The organism is Methanococcus voltae PS (assembly GCF_024807035.1).
Classification (GTDB): domain Archaea; phylum AGJL01; class Methanococci; order Methanococcales; family Methanococcaceae; genus Methanococcus; species Methanococcus voltae.
The window spans coordinates 23,249-49,876 of the sequence record NZ_JANUCQ010000004.1; the positions used below are offsets into that span (position 1 = coordinate 23,249).

Here is a 26,628-nt window from a genome sequence, read left to right on the forward strand (position 1 = left end):
TGTTAATTGATAAATTTAAGTATATGTCATCAAAACATTAAAATAGTATATATTCCAAATAAAAATATAATTACAAATATAATGCTTTTAATATTTAGAATTACTATTAGAATTAGTATTAGAATTTAATATTTAAAGTCAAATTTGAAATATTATTTTAACATGTCAAAAATTAACGAGGCGATATCATGAAAAAAGATACAAGATGGGAAGGAGTATACTCATTTGAAGACTCACCTTTTTTAATTGAAACACTTTCAGATTTAAGAGAGCAAGATACCGACAACATTGCATTTAGAAAAGGTCTTGTAAGACTTGGTAGGTACATGGGCTACGAATTAACAAAAACAATGGATTTCGAAGAAGTAGAAATCGAAACACCCCTTGAAGCTACAATTGGTTTAAAAGGAAAAGACAGGAAAAACGTATTAATCATTACAGTTTTAAGAGTTGCTATTCCATTAATGGAAGGTTTAATTAAAACATTGGAATCCGCAAGAGTAGGTATTGTTTCAGCTTCAAGAGGACCAGCTCCAGACTTTGACATTAAAATGGACTATATAAAAGTACCTAAATTAAAAGAAGAAGATACTTTGATTATCTGCGACCCTATGATTGCTACAGGTTCAACTTTAATCAGTGTTATGAGAGAACTAAAAAGCTGTGGTATGCCAAAAAGAGTTGTCGTTGTTGGTGTAATTGGTGCCCCTGAAGGTATCGACGCAATTAAAAAAGAATTCCCTGAAACAGAAATATACGTTACCAAAATGGACAGGGAATTAAACAAAAAAGGTTATATATTACCAGGTCTTGGAGATGCAGGAGACAGAGCATTTGGAGAACCGGTAAAAGTTTCCTTATTACCACAAATGCACAATCTTGAATAATTAAAAATAAAATATTAGATACATTATAATGTAAATATGGCACTGCTAAATTTTGCATGCTAAATTTATCCTATTTTACTTTTTTTAAGAATAATTTATATTATATGACAACATTTTTTATTTATTGTATTAATTAATTATTACCTTTTGAATTTTATATTAAAATCGTTTAATTTTGCTAAAAACCATTATTTTTGTTTTTAAACTTTTTTTAAGAATAATTTGACATTTATTTGGTTAAAAGATTATTTTAATATATCAGTTTATTTAACTACAGTCTATTAACCCGAATCTATATATAGAAATTATAATATATACATAATAGGATTTTATAACCCATATGCGGGTAATAAAGTCTAAACAGTTTAACTTAAGAAGTATAGAACTCTAAAATAGCTAAATAATATAGGTATAACAATATATGACATATACAATATAATTTTAAATATAATATACGTGCGATAGTACACTATGATAAATATATATGGACTTTATGGTTTTCAAACGTCAGTCTCGCGTTAATCATTTAAGTATTAAAATATATGACTTTTATAATTGTATAATCTAATATATTACATTTAATTATAATTTAAAGATACAAGAGTTTAATTAATAATTTATCCTCAAAATTTAGGATAATGCCGATAGTTTACTTAATAATATAGTATTATTCTATTATTCTATATTCTATATTCTATATTCTATTATTTAATGTAATATAAATAACATGAAATACTATTCAATCACATTTATTCAATCATCTATTTTTTAATTTTTTAATTTTTTAATCCAGTGCTTTTTTACTAATTCCACTTTCTTTTTATATGACGACGATATTCGAACTAAATTTATCGAAAAACTATTTATATGATACTAATTATATGTATAGTACCATATAACTATCATATTAATATAAAATTAAAAATAAAAATAAAAGCAAAATTGGTGAAATTGAGGGTATGTACTAATCGTTAATACGAGGTATGTATACTATTAACGCTAAAAATTTAATATATCTTAGTAATATACTCATTTTTAGATATATATCGCCACATAATTAATTTTAAAATTTAATGGAGGACAATTATGAATATCATCTCAAAAACAAACGACCAAAATACAAATTCAAAAACCTTGGAGCAAGAAATAAGGGAAGAAATAAGCGATAAAAAGGAACAAAATTTAGTTTCAAAAAGTATATCCTACAGCACTGGAAAATATGCTTTTGATATAGATTCTGACGAAAAAATACTCGATTTATTCCAAGATGGGGTTAAAGATTGGTGGGTGCAAAAATTCGAAAAATACAAAGAATTTAACGAAGGTTATTTCACGCCCCCTCAACGTCAAGCAATTCCTCGTATTCATTATGGGAGAAATACCCTTATTTGTAGCCCTACGGGTAGTGGTAAGACCCTAAGTAGTTTTATGAGTATCATAAACGAGCTTTTCAGAATTGAAAAAGAAGAAGGACTCGAAAATAGCGTATATTGTATATATATAAGTCCTTTGAAGAGTTTGGCAAATGATATTCACGTAAACCTTGAAGAGCCACTGGTAGAAATTAAAGAAATATTAAAGGAAAAATACGGAAAAGAAGATATTGGGGATATAAGGCACGCTATAAGGCATGGGGATACTACAAGTTACCAAAAAAGTAAAATGTTAAAGCAAACACCCCATATTTTAAATACAACTCCAGAAAGTTTAGCAATTATTTTAAACTCACCTAAGTTTAAAGAAAAATTAAGGACTGTTAGATGGGTTGTTATTGACGAAATACACTCCCTTGCAGACAATAAAAGAGGGGTACACCTTAGTTTAAGTCTTGAAAGACTAAGAGAACTTACAAATAACGAATTCGTAAGAATTGGTTGTAGTGCTACAGTTGAGCCACTTGACGAAGTTGCAAATTATTTGGGAGGTTATTATGATACAGAAACCCCTAGACCTGTTGAAATTGTAGATACAAGATTTGTACGTAGTTACGATATGGAATTAATTTGTCCAGTCCCAGATTTAATTATGAGCACGCCAGAGGAAATTTCAAAGAAATTATATGGTGAATTACATAAATTAATACAAGAACATGAAAATACACTTATATTTACAAATACTAGGGGCGGAGCAGAACGTATATTATACAATTTACGTAGGAAATTCCCGGAATATACCGAAGAAAATAGTGGCAGTCACCACGGTAGTTTATCCAGGGATAAAAGGTTAGAAATAGAATCTAAGCTTAAAAAAGGCGAATTAAAAGTAGTAACCACGAGTAGTAGTCTCGAACTTGGTATTGATATGCCATACGTGGACTTGGTTATTCAGATAGGTAGCCCAAAAAGTGTTAAAGTACTACTTCAACGTATTGGTAGGGCAGGTCACGGTATTGAGAGGATTGCTAAAGGTAGATTGATAGCTTTAGATAGGGATGAACTTGTAGAATGTACTGTCATGCTGAAAAAAGCAAGAGAAGGATTTATAGATAAGGTTCAGATACCTAAGAAGCCTTTAGATGTACTTGTTCAGCAAATATATGGAATTGCCATTAATGGGATAATTGAATTAGAACAAGTTAAAAATATTGTACAGAGAAGTTATAACTACCATATGATGACCGAAGAAGACTTTAAAATAGTTTTAAACTACATGACTGCTAGTTATGCAGGAATGGAGGATAGAAACATATATTCTAAAATTTGGTATGATGAAGAAACCAAAAAAATTGGAAAATCTGGTAAAACTGCAAGAATGATATATTACATGAATATTGGTACTATTCCAGATGATTTTAGCTGTGATGTTTATGTGAGAGCCAATAAAGATTGGATTGGTAAATTAGACGAACAATACCTTGATAGACTTGAAAAAGGTGACGTTTTCGCCTTAGGTGGGGAACATTTGAAGTTTGTATATCGTAGAGGTAGTAAAGTATACGTTGATAAAACGTCTGAAAAACCAAATATTCCTAACTGGTACTCTGAAAGACTTCCACTTAGCTATGATTTAGGTAAAAACGTTTTAGAGTTTAAAAAGACTGCAATAGAGAAATATGGCAACGGTATATTGAAAGAATGGCTTTCTGAATTACCTATTGACAATAACAGTGTAGAGAGCCTATATGGATTATTTGGTCAACAAATTCAATATAAAGGTAATGATAGTATTAGCTTACCAAATAAGCTTGTTATAGAAGAGTATAACGGCGAAGGATACGACGGTTACAAGAAAGATAAAAAAGGAAAAACTGAAAATAAGTATCTTTACATTCACAGTAATTATGGAAGAAAATTCAACGATGGATTCAGTAGAGCCATAGCTTATAAAATTAGTGAGCATTTCGGCGTTGGTGTGCTAGTTAGCGTTTCAGATACTGGTTTTTCATTGGAAATACCTAAGAAAAAACGTATTGAAATAGTTCAAATTATCAAAGAGCTAACTCCAAATAACGTATACGACATTTTAAAGCTTGCTCTTGAAAATACAAATCTTATGAAGAGAATTTTTAGAATAAACGCTACAAGAAGCTTAATGATACTTAGAAACTACGCTGGACGTAAAAAATCCGCTAAAAGACAGCAAGTCAGTGCTGATTTGTTGATACATTACGCTAAAAAGTTAGACAGATTTGCACCTCTAGAAGAGACTTACCGTGAAATTATCGAAGATAGTTTGGAAGTTGAGCATTTGCAAGAAATTTTGGGCAAGATACAATCTGGACATATTAAATTAGAACATATTGAAGTATCAGTGCCAACTCCTATGAGTTTTGGGCTTGCTACACTTACAGCGAGTGATGCCGTACTTGCAGAGGATAAAAATAACTTATTAAAATTATTCCACGCTCAAGTAATGTATAAAATTTCAAAAAAGGGCAAATAATGTGACAAATTAAAGTTGATTAAATTTAATACATTATTGCTTAACAAAATAAACTAAAATAAACTAAAAATCTTTACTCTTTTTAATATCTTTTAAAAAATTAAAAATAACATTGTTATTTATTGTAATATAATACTATTTAAAAATAATAATTTAAGATAAATAATTTTATTTATTCAATCTTAAATCTTCCTGCAGATTGCTCAACTCTTTCAGCAACTTGTACAACTTGTTTTGAGATAGCTTCGATTTCTGAAATAACTCTATCCAGCTCTTCTGTAGAAGCTGTTACTTCTTCAGCAGTAGCTGTGAATTCTTCTGAAATAGATGCGATATCTTGTGCATTTCTAAGTGCATCATCCGTACTGGTACTTGCTTTTTTAGAATCTTCTTTTATAGTATTAATAGCAATCGTTGCTTTGTTAACGCTTTCTTTAATTTTCATGAACGCGTCATTAACTTCATCTATTGCTATAACTCCTTTATCTACTTCTTCGCGTCCTGTAGTTCCTAATTTAATTGTCGTTGTTACTTTACTATTCATTCCGTCAATTGTTACATCAATATCTTCTACAGATTTCTTAATTTCTTCAGCTAAGGATTTAATTTCGCTTGCTACAACTGCAAAGCCTTTTCCTGCTTCTCCTGCACGAGCTGCCTCAATACTAGCATTAAGTGCTAATAAACCAGTCTGGTCTGCAATATCTTTAATTAATGTAGTTACTTCGTTAATTTTCTTATTTTCTTCGCCAAGCTCTTCGATTGATTTACCTAGGTTATCGATTACGTTTGTAATCTTTTGCATAGTTACAACTGCGTTTTCTACCTTTTGAACACCGATTTGTGAATTGTCTTCGATTTCGTTGTTCAACTGTACAGTATCTTCCGCATTAGTGTATAAGTCTTTTGTTAACCGATTGGTTATCTCTAACTGGTCAGTAGCGTCTTGTAATTTAATTGATTGGTCTGATGAAGCGGTTGCTACCTGTGAAGCTGCTTCGCTAACTTGTTCTGATGTTTCTTTCGCATCTTCAAGCTCTTTTCTAATGTTATGTACTTCATTATCTAAGATACTAAGTTGCTCTTTAAGTTCAGAAATTAAATCACCGGTGCTAATTACTCCGGAGTTTATAGCATATTCTAAACTATTTTCGTCATCTGAATTTTTCATTCTAGCGGTTAAGTCACCTTCTGCGACTCTATGCATTACACTGCTAACTTCGTCTAGTAATTCAGCCAATTTAACTTTATCTAGGTCTAAAGTCCTATTCAATTCTACTACTTTAACAGCCATTTCGTTAAATGAATCACCCAATTCTTGTAATTCATCACCTGTTGATACTGTTGACCTAGCTTCTGGATTACCGCCTGCAAATTCATGCACAGTATCCAGTAATGAAATCAATGGTTTAACAATGAATCTATTTGTTAGTAAAGCGATAATTAGTACTAAAACTATGCTCAACATACAAACTACAAGCATTGTGAATTGTATATCAGATAATATACTAGCCATCGTATCTGCAGGCATTCCTGTATAACATGCACCGATAATTTGACCCCTAGCATTTCTAATTGGAATTAATGAATCATAGAACGTAATACCTGCCACATCTTCCTTATATGAGCTTGTATCTCCATTTATCATTTTTTCATAAGCTTCAGGACCTACAGTTTTACCAATTAGTGATTGAGTACTGTCTTTACCTAACGCAACCCATTTGTCACCCAATATAAGTTCCGGTAACTCATGAGTATTTTGTTGAATTTTATCTAACATGTATCTATCTTTATTTAACATGTCAATACCTACGATGTATCCTACAACTTTACCATTATCACTTAATGGTACTGCAGAAACTGAGCAAAGAACTCCATCAACACCTGAAACTATAGAATCAGGGTCAATTTTGTTCGCTGTGGATATGCTCATTTTTTCGTATGACGCATATTTGTTGGAACTTATAGTAGTACTCAATAGTTCCTTTAAATTCATATCTTCAGTTTTACCTTGTGAAGAAGACAATACATTCATATCGACGTCACAAAATGCCACATAATCAATATAATCTAATTTAGATTTATAGTCCTTTGATTTAGCATATAATTCATTATAATCTTTTTCTTCAATGGCTTTTACTAAAGGTCCTGAATTTATGGGGGTAATTGCAGACCTTATGTTTGTTAAATGCTCATCGAACATATTTTGAATAGCCAAAACATCTTGATTAACGTCATATATCATATTGTGATCTAATTTTTCGGAAACTACTTGATTGGTGATTATGCCCAAGGTAGCAAGGGGGATTAAAGATGCTGCCAAAATCACAATAAATAGCTTCATATTCATTTTTTTTAACTTTGGGATTTTCATAATTATCTCCTAATTTAGCCATATATATCGAATAGCCATGCTTTAATTTTAAAAATTGTTAATTCAAAATAATTCAATTTCAAAATAATTAAATTGTCGAATTAATGCCCTTGTATATTAAACCCTAATTTTGATAAGTATATTTGATTTTATAAATATTGTTGATGTTAAATCGTCACATTAATAATAAGTCTGTAAAACTATAAATAATTATTGAAATAACCCCAATTTTGATAGTTATTTAATAAAATAGGATTGTTACGACTAAATATAAAAAAAATATTGCCTTATGCCATTTGGCAATATGATATAAAATTAATAATGATAGTATTTAGAGAATAAAAGGAATTTAAGGGATTAATATATAAAATAGGATTTAAAAAAGATGATTAAGGGAATTAATGTGAGTTACATGGTATTTCCAGGGTATTTATCTTAATTATTCTATATATATTATTTATTTTAATTTTATTAGATATCTATCGTTTTTTTAATTTTTTTAGGGAAACTAATGGCTCCAAAATTACAAGCATGGGAAACACAACCCGTGCAATTTATAACACAACTATATGGATATTCGACAATAACCGTATCGTTTTTAAGTGTATATACCCCCTTAGGGCAGAAATTTATACACTCTTTGCAATTTATACACTTTTTATAATCTATTTGAGGATACCAATTAATATCTTCCCGCTTTAAATTATCATATTCAGGATATTGAATTTCCTTGATTGCTTCATAAAAATTTTGATAAGTTGATATATGGTAAGCCCTTAAATTTTTATAGCTTTCGACATATGCTTCTTTTAATTCATTTAAATCCAATTTTTCTGCAATTTTCTTAATTTCCATGTTTAAAATCATTGATTGCTTTATTTTTTTCAAAAGTTCTTTTTCGTTATTTTGAGCTTTATTTTGATTTCGATTTTTAATCTCGATAATAGTATCACCAAAATTATTGATATATGTATAGTATTATTGTAGGATACTTAAAGTTATATTTATATATATTCAAGTTATATTTATGTTTGCATTTTTGACCTAAAGTGACTAAAATACTCCAATAACTTACTAATTAAAAATTAATTAACGGTGTTACAATGTTTGAATTTAATATACTGGATTTATATGAATCCTTAATTAGTTCTATACGGTATACAATTAGTATATCAATAGTAGTTCTTTCTTCAATGTTTATAATGAATTATTTAATAAATACCGGCGTTATGAAAAAATTAAGTGATTTTTTATACCCTATAACCAAAAATTTAAAGATGAATCAACTTTCACTTTATTCGATAATAACTTGTTTTTTTAGCCCCACTGTAGGATATTCAATACTTGCAGAGGGTTTAAAAGATAATAAGTTAACAGAAAAAGAATTAATAGGTTCTTCACTTGCTAATTCATTCCCGTCTATCTTTTCACATATATTTACATTTTTTATACCTGTGGCCATACCAATATTGGGTTTTACAGGCGTTCTTTACATTGTATTACGTTCGGGAGTAGCTTTAATTAAAACAGTGATTGGACTAGTTTATTTAAGCTTAGTTTCTCAATCAGTTGATTTTAATCCGAAAAAAAATGAAAAAAATAAAATAAAAGATAATTTAAAAAAATCGTGGAATAGCACGGTTAGATTTTCAAAAAGAATGCTCCCGGTAATGTTTGTTACAATGTTTATTGTTATATATTTCTCAAAATTGGGATTATTCGAATACTTAAAATTGTTAATTAACCCATTTACATCAGTTTTAAATCTTGATTCAAATGTTGGGCTTATCATATTGACCGACCTTGTAAATGTACAAGCTGCAATGATTATGGGGGGTGGATTCCTATCTGGTGGCATATTAAACCCCCGTGAAGTTTTAATAGGTTTAATGTTTGCAAATGTGCTTTCACTATCAACTAGATATGCAAAACATTCGTTACCTATGCACATTTCAATATTTGGGGCTAAATTAGGTACCAAAGTTGTAATGATAAATGCTGTCGTGACTTTTATCCTAGATATTATAATAATAGCGGGACTGTTATTGTGGCAATAAGATTTAAAAATTAAAATAATATCTAAAATAATATCTAAAATAGTTCTTAACATCCATAATTTAAACTATAATCCTAAATTTATTAAAAATTATCAAGGGGTATTTTATGGAATATCTTGAAATTTTTTATTCGTCTGCATACAGTTCCTTACGATATACGTTGGGAATATCTGTTACGATTATAATAACTGTATTTATTATGAATTATTTAATTAACGCAGGTTTAATGAAAAAAATAAGCGAATATTTAAGCCCATTTACTAAAAAACTTAATATAAACGAGATAGTTACATATTCAATGCTCGTATGTTTTTTCGACCCTACGGTGGGCTATAGCTTATTAGCAGACGGTTTAAAAGACAAAAAAATAAATGAAAAAGAAGCCATAGGTGCTTCTTTGGCTAATTCTTTTCCCTCAAACGCATCAGAAATATTAACCTATTACGTTGCAGTAGTGGTTCCACTATTAGGTATTGTAGGTATTTACTATACAATTATAAGGTTGTTTATAGCGTTATTTAAAACTTTAGTAGGCATATTATATTTAAAAAAAGTTTCAAAACCACGTGCGGATATTTTTAAATTTAAAAAAATCGATAGAAAAAAGAATATTAAAACTTCTTTTGAAAAAACAACCGCACTTGTAAAGCGTATTGTACCAGTTATGTTTATTACGATGTTTATTGTTATGGTAATTTCTGAAATGGGATATTTAGATAATTATAACATTGTTATGGAACCATTTACTCAGATTATGGGCATAAGTCCCAGTGTGGGTATATTAGTAATTACTAACTTGGCCAATTTTTCAGCATCCTTGGTGCTTGCATCGGAATTTCTACAAAATGGCGTATTAACTGGTAAAGAAATTTTAATAGGGTTGCTTTTCGCAAATGTAGTAAGTTTTTCAACTAAATATGCTAGATATTCCCTACCTTTTAATATTTCGATATTTGGAACTAAATTAGGTACTAAAATAGTTATTATAAATTCAATATTTGCATTCTTGGGTGATTTGTTTGGAATATTGTTTTTATTATTTTTATTTTAAATTTTGAATAAAATAAAATATAAGAATAAAATATAAGAATAAAATATAAGAATAAAATAAAAAATAGTTAAGTAATTAGAAATTAATACCCTAAGTATATTTTAAGGACATACGGGTATTTGTATTTATTTTCGTCGCTATTTTTTTCAAAAACGGCATATACTGCCTTAGAATTTGGATAATTTAATATTTCATTCTCTATATATGCTACGTAGCTACATCGTAATTCGGGACATATATCGCCAAAGTAATATTTTTTGGATTCAACTTTTGAATAATTGGCCAATTCCATTTTTGTAACGTTATATTCATAATTTGGCAAGTTTTCATCAACTTTAATGTTTGTTTGTCTTAAATCATTGTTTAAATCAAATGTAGCCACATTTTCAGTACCTGAAGGCATGTATTCATTAGCCAACATTTCTTCTACAGCATCTAATTCTAAGAGTTTTGTAGATTCTTCTTCGAGAATTACGCGATAAACTTCAATATATTCAATTTTTTGGAAATTATCAATATGATTTTCAAAATTAGTAAGTGAAGAGTTTGTATCCATTGTATAATACGTATTATTGAATTCCATAACTGCGAAAGAGTATTTAATATCTTTTTGCGTTACAATCAATATATAAGTCGGTATACCATTACTGGATAAATAAGCAGAATTAAATATCGTATAATCCAGATGGTTACCTTCCCGAGCTTTATAGAATTCCAATGGAGTTTTTGGCACGTAGTCCGAATTAGGTGCAGGAGTGTATTTAAAATTTTTACGTTCATAATTGAGTAAATTTGTAGCAGTTATCAAATCATTACTAGATTTTAAATCGTTCAATTTATCAATACCTTTTAATTCATTTACATACCTAGGTTGCAAATATGAGTAGATGTAGTCATATTCTTCGTATTTTTCATTTGTATTATAATCCAAATAGGTTCCATATGGTGCTATTTCACTATTAACTATCTTATTATTGAATGTATCCATATCTGTGGGTATTATATGGTTATCCATAGAATTAATTGTATTTAAAGATACCATGGCTAAAATTAATAATATAACTCCAAAAAATAAAATTTGATTGAAATTAAGCAACTTCGAAAGTTCAAATTTATTATATATTTTATTTTTTGGAATTGTATTTTCATATTCTTTTTGAGTATTTTTGATATTAAAAAAGTATTTTTCAGTAATTGATGGATTTTTTGAAGAATTTCTGGTTTTTTTATTCTTTTTTTTAATTTGATTTTGTTTTTTATAATCCCTGTCCAAATTAATATTATCATTAGTTGTATTACTACTATTTTTAATATTATTCGTAGTTTTAGTAACACTCGTTTTATTACCTGTATCGTTTTCATCGCCTGTACTTAATATGGCCACATTTTGGTAAATTAATTCTTCATTGTTATATGTTCTAATAAGATTATTCTTTAAACCATTGTTAATTTTCTCTCGCTCAAAATTTATTTTCTCAATTAGTTTTTTATAATATGGGACGTCAATATAGACCAAATAATCCTTATTGCCCAACAATTTATCAATATTTTTTAAGGCATTCTCGTAATCTTTGAAATAAATTCCATATTTAATATCTTTTTGTAGGTATTCGACGTCTTTAAGAAGAAAACTTTTATTTTCCTGCTCTAATTTTTTAACGGATATATCTTCAATTAATTTTGCGTATTCATTAGATTTGGTAATTTTAAATAGTTTTTTTGCATATTGAAGTGCCATACTATATTTGTGAGTTTCCAATAAATTTTGCATTCTCTGAGAATAAATTTCGCACTTATAAAAATTTTTAAATTCCGGTAAACTATCCTCAAACTCTGAAATGTAGTAAGTGAGATAATCATCTAAATCAACAAAATTGTCATATTCTTTTTGATTATTTAGATTTGATTTTCCTATACAAGTATCACACTCTTCGCATTTAATATTATTACAACTACATTCTTGTTTCAAATTTTCCTCAGAATAGGTTATATCCATTACATTTTGAATTTTTTTACGACAAAGTCCGTAATCTTTAGTAGCATACGCAATAACTGCAAAATAAATATTTACCAAAATGTCATTTGGACACATTTCCGATATTTTAGCTAATACAGAGCTAGCTTCGTCATAATTTTCAAATTTTATCAATATTTTGGTTTTTTCTTTCAATACGCAAATATTATCCGGGTCCTCTTTTAACATCCTATTAATACTTTCTAAATTATTTTCATTATTTTCATTATTTAAGTTATCTAAATTAATTGGATTGTTAAGTGTATTGGACTTATTTACGGTTTTTTTCTCTTTTAATTTATTTTTAAGCATTAAGAAATTTTCACTGGGTATTTTCGATATATTAGGTATAGTATGTACATATTGTCGATTACTTTGATTTACTTGTCTAATAATACCACCCCCACTTAATTAATTATCTATACATTGAAATATATATAACTACGGATAATTAGGATTAAATAAAGATATATTATTGAGAATATTAAAAAAAATGGACAAATTATTAATGTATTGTAAATTAATCAATATATATTACTTTTTAAAGCTAATGTAAGCATATAACATTACCAATTTAGTATTAAATAAATACTATTGTGTCGATTAACCTACAATTATTTAAAAATACTTTAATTATATATACCTTAAAAAAAATAACATTAATTAGAATAGTATCTATCACATAAATATATCTATCAATCAATTTAACTATTTTCAAAAAACGATATTATGTAGACGTACAGGTAATTATCCAAATATTCAATTATGAATAATTTTAAAATCATAAATTAAACGAGGGGGTAATTTATGAAAAAATGTCTAATAAATGTTGTGATTTTTGCAATGATTTTTTCATTGATACCACTTGCTACGGCCACGGATTATGAGTTGTTTGCAGGTAATGGAATGTATGATGCAGGTACTGTCACAGTATCAAATGATAATACTTGGGTATATGTTACAATAGCCACTAGCCCGGGTTGGTGTCTAAATGAAAGTCATGTTCAGATAGTGGGAGTAGAACCTACCTTACCAAGTGATATGTATGAGAAACAGAAAGACGTTCCCGATGATGGTTGGTATCCATACATAACATTCACCGGAAATCCAATACCTGGACAATTCGAATACCATAACTATCAGGAAGGAGTTAAAATTCATTATTATCAGATACCTATTTCCGAAATTCCTGACTACAACAGTAGTGTGCCTGTAACGGTTGCAGTTCACGCTGTAGTTTGCGAATGTGCACTTGACTATGAATGTGTAACAGTTTACGATTCATGGGCAGTTGATTACGAAGACTACAAACCAGGTGAAAAAGGAAGTAACCCAGTAAGTAGATATAATCCTGATTTCTGCTTAGGAGAAAGAGATTCTGATGGCGGATTAGATAAATTTACTAGTTTAGGGCGTGGGGGCTCTATTGTAATAATATTTAATAACTCAGTTTGTGACGGTCCAGGGCCTGATTTAGAATTTTACGAAATCACAAATGGTCACAACCCAAGTTGGGAAGAAAGAGTTAGATTAGAATTATACTATGACGGAGAATGGCATAATTCAACAAGTTTCGTAAATAATGAAGGCGACGCAATAGGTAGCCGTACATTTAGAAATAGCGTAGAATTAAACTTGCCTTACGGTCAATGTGCTGAAAAAGTAAAAGTAATCGACCAATCTACCGGAAGTAGTGGAAGTTACTTATTTGATTACGATATTGACGCAGTAAGAGCAAATTACGAATGTGTACCAATCTACGGAGACCCACACCATTGCGAAACCGGATGGGGAGAAGGTCAACAATTCTACGGTAGAAACTGGGCAATGTTCTTTAACTACTCTATTGAACCATTAGGACCTTAAATTAAACTAAAAAATAAAAAATAACTAAAAAAATAGTATAAATTAAATAAGGTATAATATAGTATAATATAGTATGATATAAACAATAAAATATATAAAAAAATAAAATATATAAAAAATAACTAAAAAAAATAAATAAATCTTTTTTCTATTTTTTCAATTTTACTGCAGTTCCATAACATAAGAGTTCTGAAACTCCTTGCATAACTTGTGAGGTTTCAAACCTTACGCAAACAACAGCATCTGCACCCATTCTTTGAGCATCTTCTATCATTCTATCCATCGCTTGTTCACGGGAACCTGCTATCATTTCTGTATATTCTGGTATTTCCCCACCAACTATATTTCTAAATCCTGCCATTATATCTTTGCCGATATTTTTGGCTCTTGCAGTATTCCCTTTTGCGATTCCCAATGTTTCTTCAATTTTATGGTCTACAAATTTATTTTGAGTTGTTACTAACATAATTCACCTGAATAGTACTTTTAAAATTTTAAATAATATTTTTTATATTATTATTCCATTATTTTCTAATTTTATCGTATTTGGAATCATCTTTATTCTTATATCTATCCCAAATGACTTTTCCCAATAATATAATCGCAATAAAAATTGCAAATATGTAGAAGCCTATGATTATATTTGTAAACTCATCACCGGTCATATTATCACTATTTCTTTTTACATGCCTAGTATCATTTATGTTTTAAAACATATAAATATCTACGTATATTATTCGAATATATACGAATAGATACACATATTATAAAATATTGATTAATCGTTATTTTTAAGGTAATTTCTTGCAAAACAACCTTTTGATTTAAATTTAGGGAGTTTAAAATTCTTAGAATTCAAATCTTTTATGTTATTTATATTTCCAATATACATATTTTTAATTCCTTCAAGAGTAGGGCAAGAATAAATATCCCCGCATTCATTTATATACAATAAATCACCGGAATTTAAATAACAGTAATTTTCAAAACTATTAGCTGAATTATTCAGTTTCGCTTTCTTTTTCCTATTTAGATTTTTTATGGAAATTGGATAATTTTTAGAACCTAATTTATCAATTAATTTAATAAAATCATTATAATCAGGTTCAAAAACGTCATTGTCTTTAAATTTATCCTTATTCTTTAGTTTCAAAAAATCAAAACTTATACTATGGACTCCCATACTTATTAAATAAATTATTAATTCTTCAATTATTGCTTCATCTAAATTATTTGATGTAATTACAGAAGTAACCCCGAAATGTACATTATTAGCTTTGAATATTGCCATATTTTTTAAAATATCAATTTTGCAAGGTTTATTATTTGCATATATCCTAAATTCATTATTTAAATCATCTAAACTAATACCTAAACCGATTTTATTGGTTTTTATGAACTTTATTATTTCAGAATTGATAATGGTACCGTTAGTTTGAATTGCAAAGTTTATGTTGTACTTACAATTTTTATTGGTTGAATTATACTCAGAATTACAGTAATTAACAACTTTTTTAAGGAGTTCAAAATTTAAAAGAGGCTCTCCCCCCGTAAATTGTATTTTTAAATCTTTATCGATAGTCAATAAATAATCTATTGCTTTTTTGGCAGTTTCAAAATTCATATTATCCGTGTTATCCAAATTATCAATTTCAAAACTTTCAGAATCTTCATTTGATAAATTCGCGTAACAATATTTACAGCGTAAATTACAATTTTTGGTTACTTTTAAGATTAAATACTTCATAATTTTCCTTCAATATTATACGATTATAAAATTACATATTCTCTTCTAAATCTCCATCGATTTCTAGATATCTTTGTCTCAATTTTTCAAGGGTTTCTTCAGAAGCATTCCACATATTTCGTGCATCTGCCTCAAATAAACGTTCAATGATATTTAACTCAGCATAGGGGTTGTTCTCTTCGAAAAACTCCTGCATTTCTTTATCAAATACATAAGTTTTAGCAATAGTTTCATACATCCAATCATCCGCAATATTAGACGTAGCGTCCCATGCAAATGTATTATCTATCATTTTGGACATATCTCCGGCTCCTTTATAGCCATGTCTTTTCATTCCTTTAATCCATTTTGGATTCATAATTTTTGTTCTAAATATCTGCTTGCATTCTTCTTTTAAGTGCTTAGTTTCTAATTTATTCGGATTTGAAGAGTCACCAATGTAGCTTTTAGGCTGTTTACCAGAATAATGCGTAACTGCTGCAATTAAACCACCGTGATAACTGTTAAAGTCGTCACCTTCAAGAATATCGCCTTCTTGATTATCTTCATTTTTCACGGTAGCCTGTATTCTTGAAAGTTGTCGTATAAACTCGTCTTTAGCAACTACGCCGTAGAAATCTCTTCCATAAGCATTGCAGCCCCATTCAACGTAAACTTTGCCCATATCTTCGACGGTTTCCCAGTTTTGTTCGGTTATTAATTCAGCAATTCCTGCACCATAAGTGCCCGCCCTATCTCCAAAAATCCTGTATAGGCTTGTTTTTTCAGCTTCAACTTCAGACATTCCGCTATTTATTTTTTCGGTCATTTCTTCCTTGTAGTGCTTTTTGATAAAGTTCATTTCATCTGGTTCGTCAAGTTTTGCAACAACTCTAATTGCGTCGTCAATTAAATAAATAATTTGAGGGAATGTATCCCTTAACAAACCACTTATTCTTAGTGTTACGTCAATTCTTGGTCTTTTAAGCTCTTCTAATGGTATAACTTCAGTACCTATTACTTTTTTATTCTTCCAAACTGGTTTAACACCCAAAAGATGCAATATCTCTGCGATATCATCTCCTTTGGTTCTCATAGTTGGTGAACTCCAAACCACTACCCCTAAGTATTCCGGGTAATCTCCTTCTTCTGCAACGTATTTATCAATTAATTGATTTGCAAGCTTAATTCCCAAATCATTTGCCGAAGTAGTGGGTATTTCTTCAGGATTGCAAGAATAAAAGTTTCTTCCGGTAGGTATACACCTTGTATCTCTTGTGGGGGCTCCTGCAATTCTTGGGGGTATATATTCACCTGCAATTCCTCTCACAGTGTTTATTAACTCATCATCTACTTTCATAAGATTCTCGTGTATATCAGATATCGTTGCCAATACTTCTTTTAAATCTTTTGTAAGTGAAATATTGTACAGTACGTCTTCTTTGCCCATAATTTCTATATTTTCCATATTTTCCAAATTATTCGCATTTTCTGGATTTTTACAGAAATCATATAATTCATTTATCTTATTTTTATCGAAATCTAATTTTTCATATTCAAATAATAAATTACTTCCAATTTCATAGACTTTATCAATTATAAAGTGATTTTTACCTTTATCTTCGTTTAATTCATTCCAATTGTAACCCATGCAACCTGAAAGAATTTCTAAATACTGATATTGCCAACGAGTTATCATAAATAACATATTATTTAATTTGTTATCATATAATGGAACACCCATAATATGTAAACCGTCGTTAATTTGCCTTGTTTTTAAATCTTCCAAATAATTATGTATTTTTGTTAAAAAATCATCAAATTCTTCTTTACACATACTATTTAAATAATTTATATAGCATTCATCGGTTGAATTTGATTCTTCTTCCGTATTTGTAGTTCTTTCGCTATTTTTTCTACCTGTCGTTCCAATATCCTCAAAACTTTTAGAGTCCATTAAATCTTCGTCAAGTTTTAACTCCCTTATCTTTTCAATGATTTCTTGTTTTAAGAATTTCTTTTTATCGGTCATTATTTTATCCATATCAATAATATCGCCTTTATTATTGATATCCACGTCGGCTACGTCATTTATTTTATTTTTATTTTCCGTACCATCTAATTCATAATATTCGTCAATACTTCTTTCAAGAGTCATTAAATCGTCATAAATTTCGGAAATAGTCATAGGCGGTATTAAATGCGTAATTATAGTAGCGTAACCCCTTCTTTTAGCCTGAGTTCCTTCTCCAGGGTTATTTACAATATATGGGTATATATTCGGTAGTTCAGAGCATACATCCGGATAACAGTCTTCAGAAAGTCCCAAACCCTTGCCTGGTAGCCATTCGAGAGTACCGTGTTTACCAATGTGCATGACTGCATCGGCCTTAAATACGTTTTTAATCCATTTATAATACGCTAAATAATGATGAGGCGGTACTATATCCACTGAATGGTATAATGCTTCCTTATTATCGCTGTAACCTCTTTGAGGCTGTACTGAAATAAATACATTGCCTTCCAAAATTCCGGGAATGATTAAATTACCATCAAAATTCATAACCTCTCCGGGTATGTCACCCCAATCCCGAACAAGTTCTTTTTTGACTTTATCGGATAAAGTGTCGTACCATTCCTTATAATCTTCCCGATTAATTTTTCCAACTGCGTTTTTAATCTTGTCTTCAGTCATATATCTTAAATCATTAGTCGCAAAATTTAACATTTGTTTTATAAGTTCGGTTCCGTTTTCGTATTCAGTATTAACTTCATAACCCGCGTTTTTCATAGTTTTTAAAATATTTAAAACACTTTCCGGACTATCTAAACCGTGAGCGCATGCTATTTTGTCATTTCTTGGTGGATAGTTATGGAATACTATTGCAATTTTTTTATCAGAACTTGGTTTTTTATTGAGAACTGAATAATTAAGGGTCATATCGACTAATTTTTCCGCCCTATCTTTTATAGGAATATATTTTTTTATTTCGGTATTTAATTCGTTATATCCAAGCCTTTCAGAACTAGAAATCGGGAAATGTATGATACAACCATCAAATTCTGGCATTGCAACCCCGATAACTAAATCCATAGGGCTCATTCCCGCTATTGACTCGTGCCATTGTTTAAAATCATTTAATAGTACATTTGCTTGTATTATCGGTACATTTAAATTGGTTAAAAATTCGGCTTCTCCTTCAATTAAATCAGTTCTTGTCCCCATTGAAAGCGTAAACATACTGGTGTTTAATAGGGCATCAATTATGGTTTCCCCAAATTTCTCAACTTTATTGGCGTAGAAATACTTTTCAAAGGTTTTTCTTATGCCAATACAGCCTAAATCATTTTCTAAGCTAGCATAGAAAACGGGGATAGGAATAGCGCCCTTTTCAAATAAATTATTACATATAAATTCAATATGTTGTCTATTATTTGAGATATAAAAGTTTCTGTAAAAAATTACGCCTATTTTAGGTTTACTTCGTATTTCTTCTTCAGAATAATTGTATTTTTCTTTTAAATATTTTAAATAATCCTCTGTTTCTTCAAAATACTTATTATCCCAGGTTATACCTTGCCAAGGTACAGCTTTAGGTTTTTCAAAATCCAAGGTTAAAATTGGATTTTTTAGTCGATTAGTCGATTGGTTAGTCTGTTGTTTTGATTGTGCACTTGAAACTTTTCCAAAGTTTTGCGAAAGATAGATTATTAAATTTTTATAGTTTTCTATTCCATCTAACCCTAAATATTTGGTTACTTCAAGTTTTACATCATTTGGAACAGTTACTGCTTCATCAAGTTCAGGATGTGACTCCCCTATGGTAGGTAATGGTAAAAATGGTACATTATAATTTTTTAAATGCTCTTTAAAATCTTCAAATTGTGGAAATGAATCTTTACCGCCCATTAATTTAGTAAATACAATGTTAGCATTCTTCGAAAATTCCTTAAATTCAAGGTATTTTTCTTCATCACTTTTATAAGGGTAAATTTTAAATCCCAAATAATCACTTAAATTGACATTATTTTTATTATTACTATTATTTTTATTATTTTCATTATTTTCGTCAGAATTACATTTATTTATCAAATCATTTTTAATTTGATTTAAAGCTTCTACAAAAATAGCGTCATCGCTGTCTGTAGTTGATACAAAGCCTATTTTTATCATAAATTCACCAAAGCAATTTTTATACTATTTTTATAAGATTTTATAAGATTTTATGGAGTATACGAATATACTTTAAATAATACATTTATGGGTTATAAATATATCTTAAATACTATTAAAAATATCTTTAATAATTTTAACAGATTTAATGTTTTAATACAATATATAGTTTTTTAAAATTATAACTCGAATGTAAAATATTATATATTATAGGGGATAATCTACAAAGTGTCAATTAATAAACTAAACTTTCAAATATATAAAATAAAATTTAATAACTCAAACATAACTCAAACAATTGTAGATAAAAAATAAAATTATTATAAATCCATTGTTAAATTAATTAATTTACTATAGGGTATATTATGAAAAAAGATAATTTAAACGACGAAACTACAAAAAATAGAATCAAAAAAGATATTTTAAGCTATACACTTAGAGACCATCTTTTTAATGGTATTAGGCAGCATTCAAACTGGCAATATCACAAATATGGGATAAACTGCAAACTTTCGGGTGCCTTGAATACTGCCGTAGAACTTGAAAATTCGAAGGTAATAGTTCACGGATGCTCACATTGTGCTTTTAATCAGCGTTTGTCGCCTAGAACAATGTATGACCCAGCTTACGACGTCGAATGTACAAATATGACTGAAAAAGATGTAATTTATGGCGGGGAAGAAAAATTAAGAGCCAAAATAATCGAAGTTTATGAAAAATACCATCCAAAAATAATAACTGTTTTACCATCTTGTATACCAGGTTTAATAATGGATGACATAACAGGAGTTATTGCGACATTAAACGATGAAGATATATTAAAAGATTGTAAATTAGTGTATGTATCTTCTGAAGGCTTTTCGCACCGTGCAAAGAACGCCTTCGAACGAGTTATGAAAGATTATACAAAAGCATGGAAAAATCCAAAAGATGTGCCAAATTATGAAATAAGAGGCTGTGGAAAACAAGAAGCGCTATATTCATTTTTTAAACAGCTTTATACGTTAAAAGAGTATAATAACGATAAAAATAACGATAAATTTGATAGCTCTAAAGTTGTTAATATAGAATCTATAGGTTTACAAGGCTTTGTAAATAAATTAGAAGTTGAAAATATTTCTAAAATTTTGAAAAGAGCGTCAATTGATGTAAATTTAATACCTGCAAACCTAGAACATTGTAAAAATGCAAGTAGTGCAGATTTAAACGTCGTTATGGGTAATATACGATGGGCAGAACGTATGAAACAGGAATTTGGAATAAAATACGTTAAAAAATGGTTCTACCACTATGGAATTGAAGGGACGGAGCAATTTTTTAACGAAATTTTTGAAGAAATAGGTTTGGAAGAAGAAGAGTTAATCAACGCAAAACAAATTGTTAAAGAAGAAAAAGAAAAAGCAGTTGATAAATTAAAAGATTACTCTGAATTCTTAGGTAAATATAAATATGCAGTATATACTTCCGGATTCTTTACAACCCCCTATATTTTAAAGATATACTTAGAAGATTATGGTTTACCGATTAAATACGTATTATTAGACACTAAATCACTTAAAAATTTAAATATATCTGATGAAACAATTGACGAAACTGTTGAAAGTATTCAAAAATTGTTTGATGAATGGAATTACGATATAAAAATCGTATTAAATCCAGAAATAGAAGAATTGAACGACGTTGCTGAAAATGTGGATTATATATTGGGAGATAGACATTTACCCTATATTGAAAATATACCAATAATTAACTTACACCTTGTTTCGTCATTCCTTTATCGTTCAAGTTTTGATTTATTAACGGAGTTTTCAAAATATATGGTTCGTAAAATTAAAATTAAACAAAACTCTAAATACCAAGTTGACAATTCAAAATTGATAATTTCCAATTTTGATTATGATAAAGTTCATTATCCACTTTTAGATGAAGAAGTGCCCCGTAATTCTATGAAGATATGGAGGGAAATTTGGGCAATAAAATCAGAGTAAATTTACAAAGTAATAGTTTAATGTTAAATTATTTATTATTTTAAAATAATATTGAATTATTTTAAAATAGTTTCTAAATTTATAATAACTTGATAATATGTGATAGTATGGACGCAGGTAAATATTTTGGAACTTTTAGGGCGTGTTATGGTATTAAAAATGCTATAATATTAAATCACGCCCCTGTAGGCTGTAATTGGGGCACTATGATATATGGAACTTCCCAGAATCTAAATGATTTGAGAATGTCCTCTAGCATAATGCACGAACAAGAAATCGTTTTTGGCGGGGAAAATACTTTAAAAGAGACCTTAATTTCAATGGATACCAATTATGATACAGTTAAAAACCCCTTATTGGTATTACTAGTAGGAGATATTCCTTCTATAATCGGAGATGATGTATCGGGAATTGTAGACGATGTAGAGATTGAAAAAGATTATGTCATAATAAATGCGGAAGCTTTTAAAGGTGATGCTGAAAAAGGGTATGAAGACGGACTTTTAAGGTTATATTCCTTAATTTCGAAGAATTTTGATAAAAAAACCAATGTTGAAAAAGATACGAATATCAATTCTATAAATTTAATTGGTGTTTCTATCGATGATTACAAAATTGAAGCTGATTTAAAAGAAATTAAACGAATTTTAAAAGAATTTAACATCGATATCAATTGTGTAATTTCAAATTGCACCTATTCAGAATTTTTAAATACCCCTAATGCAGATTTAAACGTCGTTATGGGTCAAGGCTTTGAATTTGCCAAAATTATGCAAAAAGAACACAATATAGATTATGTTTCGGTAAATTATCCGTATGGGATTGAGGGGACTAAAAAATTTGTAAAATCAATAATTTCTAAATTGGAAAATAACATATATAAAGATGAAGAAGCTTTTGAATTAAAATACAATAGTCTTGTAGATTACGAACCGTACAAAAGGGCTTCAGTATATATGAATGGTCTTTATTCAGTGCCTGTATCAATCATAGGTGATTTTAAAGCTGAATCAATGGCAGAATTTTTAAGTCAAGAATTGGGTATGGATATTGAAGTAGTAGCCCATTTTGGTGAAGATTATAAAACAGACGTTTTATCCTCTTATACTACAATGATTTTCGGTAGTAGCTTTGAAAAAGGGCTCTCTAACGACTTAGACATACCCCTTATAAGATATACGTACCCCGTATTCGACAATGTATCACTATCAGACAATATACCTTACGCAGGTATAAACGGAGCATTATGTCTCGTAGAAGATATTTTAAACTCTGCTTTAAGTAGATGTGGTAAATTTAAATATAATATTTAACTAAAATTTAACTAAAATTTTAAAAATTTAAAGTTAAATATAATCCCTTTACTACTTAAATCCATTTAAAATTTAAATATAATATTATAAATAAACAGTATGACATTTAAAGGTGTAATCATGCATTATCAAAACATAACTGATGACAGCGTAAAAATCGAAGAATTATTTAAAAAAGACGATTGGGTGGCTAAAAGGTTTAAACACACTGTTGAAATTAAAGACGAAAGTGAAATAACGAAAACATTGGTTGTAGAATTTGCAAACCCTAGAAAAGTTCTTTCAACGACCGATGGAATGGTTACTGTGGATTACGTAGGTAATAACTCAATCCCGGTACCATTCTGGGATAAAGTGCATTCTTACAAAGATTATAGGAAACAAATATTTGAAAAAATTGAAATATCTAAAGAAGAGATAGCACTTTTAGCAACGGGAGCAAATATGGATAATTTATCCATACATTATGAAGAATTTGATGAATTCTATGTCGTTGCCCTATCTACGGCTGGAGCTTTAGGTAATGCTATAAGATTAGGGGACGAAAAAGCAGATTATATCGAAAAAGATTTTGAAACATATTGTATAAGTGAAGACGGTACCATTACTAAAAAAGAAAAAGTTGGTACTGTAAATATAATCGTGATTACAAACGCAGATTTGACCGAAGGAGCTATGGCAAAAGCTATTATTTCAATTACGGAAGCTAAAACTAATGTATTCTTAGATTTAGGTGTGCCTAGTACAAAACACCCTGAATTACAATCAACCGGTACAGGTACCGATAGCGTAATTGTAGTTGGTGGAAATGGTCCAAAAGTTGGATATACTGGAGGGCATACCAAAATCGGTGAAATGATAGCAAAATGTGTAAAAAGAAGTGTAAGGGAAGCTATGATACTTCAAGATGAATTAAATTATGATTTTGAAGAATAATTAAATTATAATTCTTCTTTTTTTATATTTTATTTTTATTATATATTTTATTTTATATTTTATTTTTATTATTTTTATTATATATTTATTGAATTATTATTTTTTTCTCCCCTTTAATAATCAGGTATAATACTACAATACCCCCTATAATATCCAATACGGCACCTATTGGTAATATAGTCAAAGAATTGGTATTTGTAAGCATTGCTATAGGTACATAATACTTTAAAGATATCAAGTAGCACACTAACATCAAAATTGCACCAACCAACATACTAGCAGGTAATAAATACCGATTATCCGATGTTTTTATAATTGGTCTTGCTAAATAAGGTCCAGAAATGCCCACAAAAGCCATTAGCCCAACTAAAGGAATTATTAGCCCAACTACAAACGAAGTAGTTAATAAAATTTTAACCCTAATTTGCTTGATATTTGCTCCAAAGCTTTTTGCGTAGTTTTCACCAAATAATAACGCATTAAGTGGCTTTACAAGATAGATTGCCAATATTATAAACACTATTATTGCAAAAGTCATCGGATATAAACTATCTAATGTTAATTTGGATACTTCACCCATTGAAAACCCATAATATTGTTTAACAGAGTCTACAGGAGCGTTGCTGATTAAATAAGAAGTTAAACCGGAAAACATGTAACTTGCAAGTAACGATATTACAATTATACTATTTGATTCACTCGACTTATGGGCTATTGCTATTAAAATTAGGGTAGAAAGTAAACCGCCAATCCAACCCGCTATTAGTGTTTCGTAGCCTACAAAAGCCTTAAAAAATTCCGAAAATGAATTTACGAAAAGTACCAATGAAACCATTAGCAAAACTCCGCTTGATATTCCAGTGGTATATGGGGAAGCTAGTAAGTTTCTAAACAATACTTGCAACATTAACCCACTACCTGCTAATGCCATACCTACCAATATGGCACCAAATACTTTGGGAAACCTTATTTCTTTTACAATTACATCTTTGTAGACCTCACCGGTCGTTTGATGGATTATTGCCTGAGTAATATCGCCCACAGATACGGATTCCGCATTTCCCCCGTAATAAATAGATATTATAAACAATACGATACAGATTATTACTAAAAATAACAATACCAGATATTTATAAGATTTTTTCCCATATAATTTTTTTAAATTATTTTCTTCATCCATTTTTGTCACCAATTTATATTGCAGTCCTACATTGTGAAATTTTTAGATTTTGTATACATATATATTGCAATAGGGGCGCCCATAATCGATAATGGGCACAGTAGTGGCAAAGCATTTGCATTTGCCGATAAAAAAACACCCGGGCGTGTTAAAATATCAGCAATTATTAAAAATATTGGACCCAACAGGATGGATAAAGGAATTAATTCGTTATGCTTCGCTGATTTATTAATCATTCTAGCTATTATTGGACAAAACATACCTATAAATGCAATAGGTCCCGTAAAAGCTACTACTGTAGCGGTTAATATGGATGATATTAATAATAACTTTCTTTTAAATGTTTTAAGATTTATTCCAATACTAGTTGCGTAATTATCGCCCAAAACATTTGCGTCCATATCTTTGGAGAGTGCCAATATTGAAAATATCATAAAAGGTATTATTAAAAGTGCCATAACACCTATTTGGTGCCAATATAGGTTATTAACGGCTCCCATGCCCCAACTAATAATTCCGTGTAGTTTTTCACCATCTCCGCCTAAGATATCACCCGTATATATTAAAATAGTCGTAAATCCAGACGCTAAAGCACTTACCATTATTCCAGATATTAAAAGGGTTGAAACTTGCCTTGTTATTTTAGCAATGGCTGTAACTAATGACATTACCACTAGTGTGCCCAGATAGGCGAATAAAACCATACTAAAAGAAGATGTGCCCAATGTAGAGGTTAAAGACAACGTTAAAATTCCATACATCACAACACCTAATGTTGCACCACTAGAAGCTCCCATTAGATAAGGGTCTGCTAACGGGTTTCTAAAATAACTCTGCATTAGTATTCCAGCTAATGAAATGCCCATACCTGCTAATAAAGCACCTGCTGTCCTAGTAGCTCTCATTTTGACAAGTAATAAATCAATAGTCCTAGTTCCAGTAGTGCCATTTAAAAGGTAGTTCAAGATGTCTGAAATAGAGATGGGTAGTGTACCAAGCATAAGACTTAACAAAACAACAAAAAACAATATGAAACTAAGTAAAATACATAATTTTGTAAATTTTTTCAATTTTTCACCGAAATATATCTCCATTGTAGGTATTATAAACATTAAATTTGTATTAATTTGTATTAATTTGTACAATACTGCGCTACTAGTTATTACAATAAAGTTTAAAC

General features: G+C 29.3%; 17 protein-coding genes. 8 read left to right on the plus strand and 9 right to left on the minus strand.

What is annotated here, in order from left to right:
- The first annotated feature begins 188 nt into the window (after positions 1-188).
- Complete coding sequence (gene upp, locus M2325_RS07135; RefSeq protein WP_209590769.1) at positions 189-887, plus strand: uracil phosphoribosyltransferase; 699 nt, start codon at positions 189-191, stop codon at positions 885-887.
- 1,086 nt (positions 888-1,973) lie between these two features.
- Complete coding sequence (locus tag M2325_RS07140) at positions 1,974-4,769, plus strand: ATP-dependent helicase (protein WP_259052369.1); 2,796 nt, start codon at positions 1,974-1,976, stop codon at positions 4,767-4,769.
- Between the two features lie 172 nt (positions 4,770-4,941).
- On the opposite strand, the gene M2325_RS07145 is transcribed toward M2325_RS07140, so the two are convergent.
- Together M2325_RS07145 and M2325_RS07150 are read right to left on the minus strand one after the other, a co-directional pair.
- Complete coding sequence (locus M2325_RS07145) at positions 4,942-7,143, minus strand: methyl-accepting chemotaxis protein (RefSeq protein ID WP_209590768.1); 2,202 nt, start codon at positions 7,141-7,143, stop codon at positions 4,942-4,944.
- A gap of 471 nt (positions 7,144-7,614) precedes the next feature.
- Complete coding sequence (locus M2325_RS07150; protein WP_245314000.1) at positions 7,615-8,031, minus strand: 4Fe-4S dicluster domain-containing protein; 417 nt, start codon at positions 8,029-8,031, stop codon at positions 7,615-7,617.
- 215 nt (positions 8,032-8,246) lie between these two features.
- Here M2325_RS07150 and M2325_RS07155 point away from each other — a divergent pair, with 215 nt between their 5' ends.
- Together M2325_RS07155 and M2325_RS07160 are read left to right on the plus strand one after the other, a co-directional pair.
- Entirely contained in the window at positions 8,247-9,200 is a 954-nt protein-coding gene (locus M2325_RS07155) for a nucleoside recognition domain-containing protein (RefSeq protein WP_209590767.1), read from the plus strand.
- A 106-nt stretch (positions 9,201-9,306) separates the two neighbouring features.
- Positions 9,307-10,251 (plus strand): nucleoside recognition domain-containing protein, encoded by a 945-nt coding sequence (locus tag M2325_RS07160; protein WP_259052370.1) that lies wholly within the window; start codon positions 9,307-9,309, stop codon positions 10,249-10,251.
- Positions 10,252-10,333: 82 nt separating this feature from the next.
- On the opposite strand, the gene M2325_RS07165 is transcribed toward M2325_RS07160, so the two are convergent.
- The gene (locus M2325_RS07165) at positions 10,334-12,577 is read right to left on the minus strand and encodes a transglutaminase-like domain-containing protein (RefSeq protein ID WP_259052372.1); all 2,244 of its coding nucleotides are present in this window, start codon (positions 12,575-12,577) and stop codon (positions 10,334-10,336) included.
- Between the two features lie 495 nt (positions 12,578-13,072).
- On the opposite strand from M2325_RS07165, the gene M2325_RS07170 reads away from it, so the two are divergent.
- Positions 13,073-14,131: a hypothetical protein gene (locus tag M2325_RS07170; protein WP_209590764.1), complete on the plus strand. Its 1,059-nt coding sequence runs from the start codon at positions 13,073-13,075 to the stop codon at positions 14,129-14,131.
- A gap of 148 nt (positions 14,132-14,279) precedes the next feature.
- Here M2325_RS07170 and M2325_RS07175 read toward each other — a convergent pair whose 3' ends face one another.
- The 4 genes from M2325_RS07175 to M2325_RS07190 all read right to left on the minus strand — a co-directional run bounded on the left by M2325_RS07175 (position 14,280) and on the right by M2325_RS07190 (position 20,031).
- Positions 14,280-14,597: a YbjQ family protein gene (locus M2325_RS07175; protein ID WP_209590763.1), complete on the minus strand. Its 318-nt coding sequence runs from the start codon at positions 14,595-14,597 to the stop codon at positions 14,280-14,282.
- Positions 14,598-14,655: 58 nt separating this feature from the next.
- Positions 14,656-14,796 (minus strand): hypothetical protein, encoded by a 141-nt coding sequence (locus tag M2325_RS07180; RefSeq protein ID WP_209590762.1) that lies wholly within the window; start codon positions 14,794-14,796, stop codon positions 14,656-14,658.
- 113 nt (positions 14,797-14,909) lie between these two features.
- Positions 14,910-15,878 (minus strand): radical SAM protein, encoded by a 969-nt coding sequence (locus tag M2325_RS07185; protein WP_259052379.1) that lies wholly within the window; start codon positions 15,876-15,878, stop codon positions 14,910-14,912.
- A 31-nt stretch (positions 15,879-15,909) separates the two neighbouring features.
- The gene (locus M2325_RS07190; RefSeq protein WP_259052382.1) at positions 15,910-20,031 is read right to left on the minus strand and encodes a cobaltochelatase subunit CobN; all 4,122 of its coding nucleotides are present in this window, start codon (positions 20,029-20,031) and stop codon (positions 15,910-15,912) included.
- Positions 20,032-20,396: 365 nt separating this feature from the next.
- On the opposite strand from M2325_RS07190, the gene M2325_RS07195 reads away from it, so the two are divergent.
- From M2325_RS07195 to M2325_RS07205, 3 genes are all read left to right on the plus strand, one after another.
- Positions 20,397-22,019 (plus strand): nitrogenase component 1, encoded by a 1,623-nt coding sequence (locus tag M2325_RS07195; RefSeq protein ID WP_259052384.1) that lies wholly within the window; start codon positions 20,397-20,399, stop codon positions 22,017-22,019.
- Positions 22,020-22,126: 107 nt separating this feature from the next.
- Entirely contained in the window at positions 22,127-23,332 is a 1,206-nt protein-coding gene (locus tag M2325_RS07200) for a nitrogenase component 1 (protein WP_259052393.1), read from the plus strand.
- 120 nt (positions 23,333-23,452) lie between these two features.
- Positions 23,453-24,268 (plus strand): adenosylcobinamide amidohydrolase, encoded by an 816-nt coding sequence (locus M2325_RS07205; protein ID WP_209631494.1) that lies wholly within the window; start codon positions 23,453-23,455, stop codon positions 24,266-24,268.
- Between the two features lie 85 nt (positions 24,269-24,353).
- Here the strand turns inward: M2325_RS07205 and M2325_RS07210 are convergent, their stop codons facing one another.
- Positions 24,354-25,448, minus strand: a complete 1,095-nt coding sequence (locus M2325_RS07210) for a FecCD family ABC transporter permease (RefSeq protein ID WP_209590756.1) — start codon at positions 25,446-25,448, stop codon at positions 24,354-24,356.
- Between the two features lie 26 nt (positions 25,449-25,474).
- Entirely contained in the window at positions 25,475-26,518 is a 1,044-nt protein-coding gene (locus M2325_RS07215) for a FecCD family ABC transporter permease (protein ID WP_209590755.1), read from the minus strand.
- Positions 26,519-26,628: the final 110 nt, after the last annotated feature.

Bases quoted from the DNA above. Each gene is read 5' to 3' on its own strand.
- M2325_RS07160 (WP_259052370.1), top strand. From the start codon at position 9,307: ATGGAATATCTTGAAATTTTTTATTCGTCTGCATACAGTTCCTTACGA.
- M2325_RS07140 (WP_259052369.1), top strand. From the start codon at position 1,974: ATGAATATCATCTCAAAAACAAACGACCAAAATACAAATTCAAAAACC.
- M2325_RS07190 (WP_259052382.1), bottom strand. From the start codon at position 20,031: ATGATAAAAATAGGCTTTGTATCAACTACAGACAGCGATGACGCTATT.
- M2325_RS07210 (WP_209590756.1), bottom strand. From the start codon at position 25,448: ATGGATGAAGAAAATAATTTAAAAAAATTATATGGGAAAAAATCTTAT.
- M2325_RS07205 (WP_209631494.1), top strand. From the start codon at position 23,453: ATGCATTATCAAAACATAACTGATGACAGCGTAAAAATCGAAGAATTA.
- M2325_RS07185 (WP_259052379.1), bottom strand. From the start codon at position 15,878: ATGAAGTATTTAATCTTAAAAGTAACCAAAAATTGTAATTTACGCTGT.
- M2325_RS07170 (WP_209590764.1), top strand. From the start codon at position 13,073: ATGAAAAAATGTCTAATAAATGTTGTGATTTTTGCAATGATTTTTTCA.
- M2325_RS07195 (WP_259052384.1), top strand. From the start codon at position 20,397: ATGAAAAAAGATAATTTAAACGACGAAACTACAAAAAATAGAATCAAA.
- M2325_RS07175 (WP_209590763.1), bottom strand. From the start codon at position 14,597: ATGTTAGTAACAACTCAAAATAAATTTGTAGACCATAAAATTGAAGAA.
- M2325_RS07180 (WP_209590762.1), bottom strand. From the start codon at position 14,796: ATGACCGGTGATGAGTTTACAAATATAATCATAGGCTTCTACATATTT.
- upp (WP_209590769.1), top strand. From the start codon at position 189: ATGAAAAAAGATACAAGATGGGAAGGAGTATACTCATTTGAAGACTCA.
- M2325_RS07145 (WP_209590768.1), bottom strand. From the start codon at position 7,143: ATGAAAATCCCAAAGTTAAAAAAAATGAATATGAAGCTATTTATTGTG.
- M2325_RS07200 (WP_259052393.1), top strand. From the start codon at position 22,127: ATGGACGCAGGTAAATATTTTGGAACTTTTAGGGCGTGTTATGGTATT.
- M2325_RS07155 (WP_209590767.1), top strand. From the start codon at position 8,247: ATGTTTGAATTTAATATACTGGATTTATATGAATCCTTAATTAGTTCT.
- M2325_RS07165 (WP_259052372.1), bottom strand. From the start codon at position 12,577: ATGCTTAAAAATAAATTAAAAGAGAAAAAAACCGTAAATAAGTCCAAT.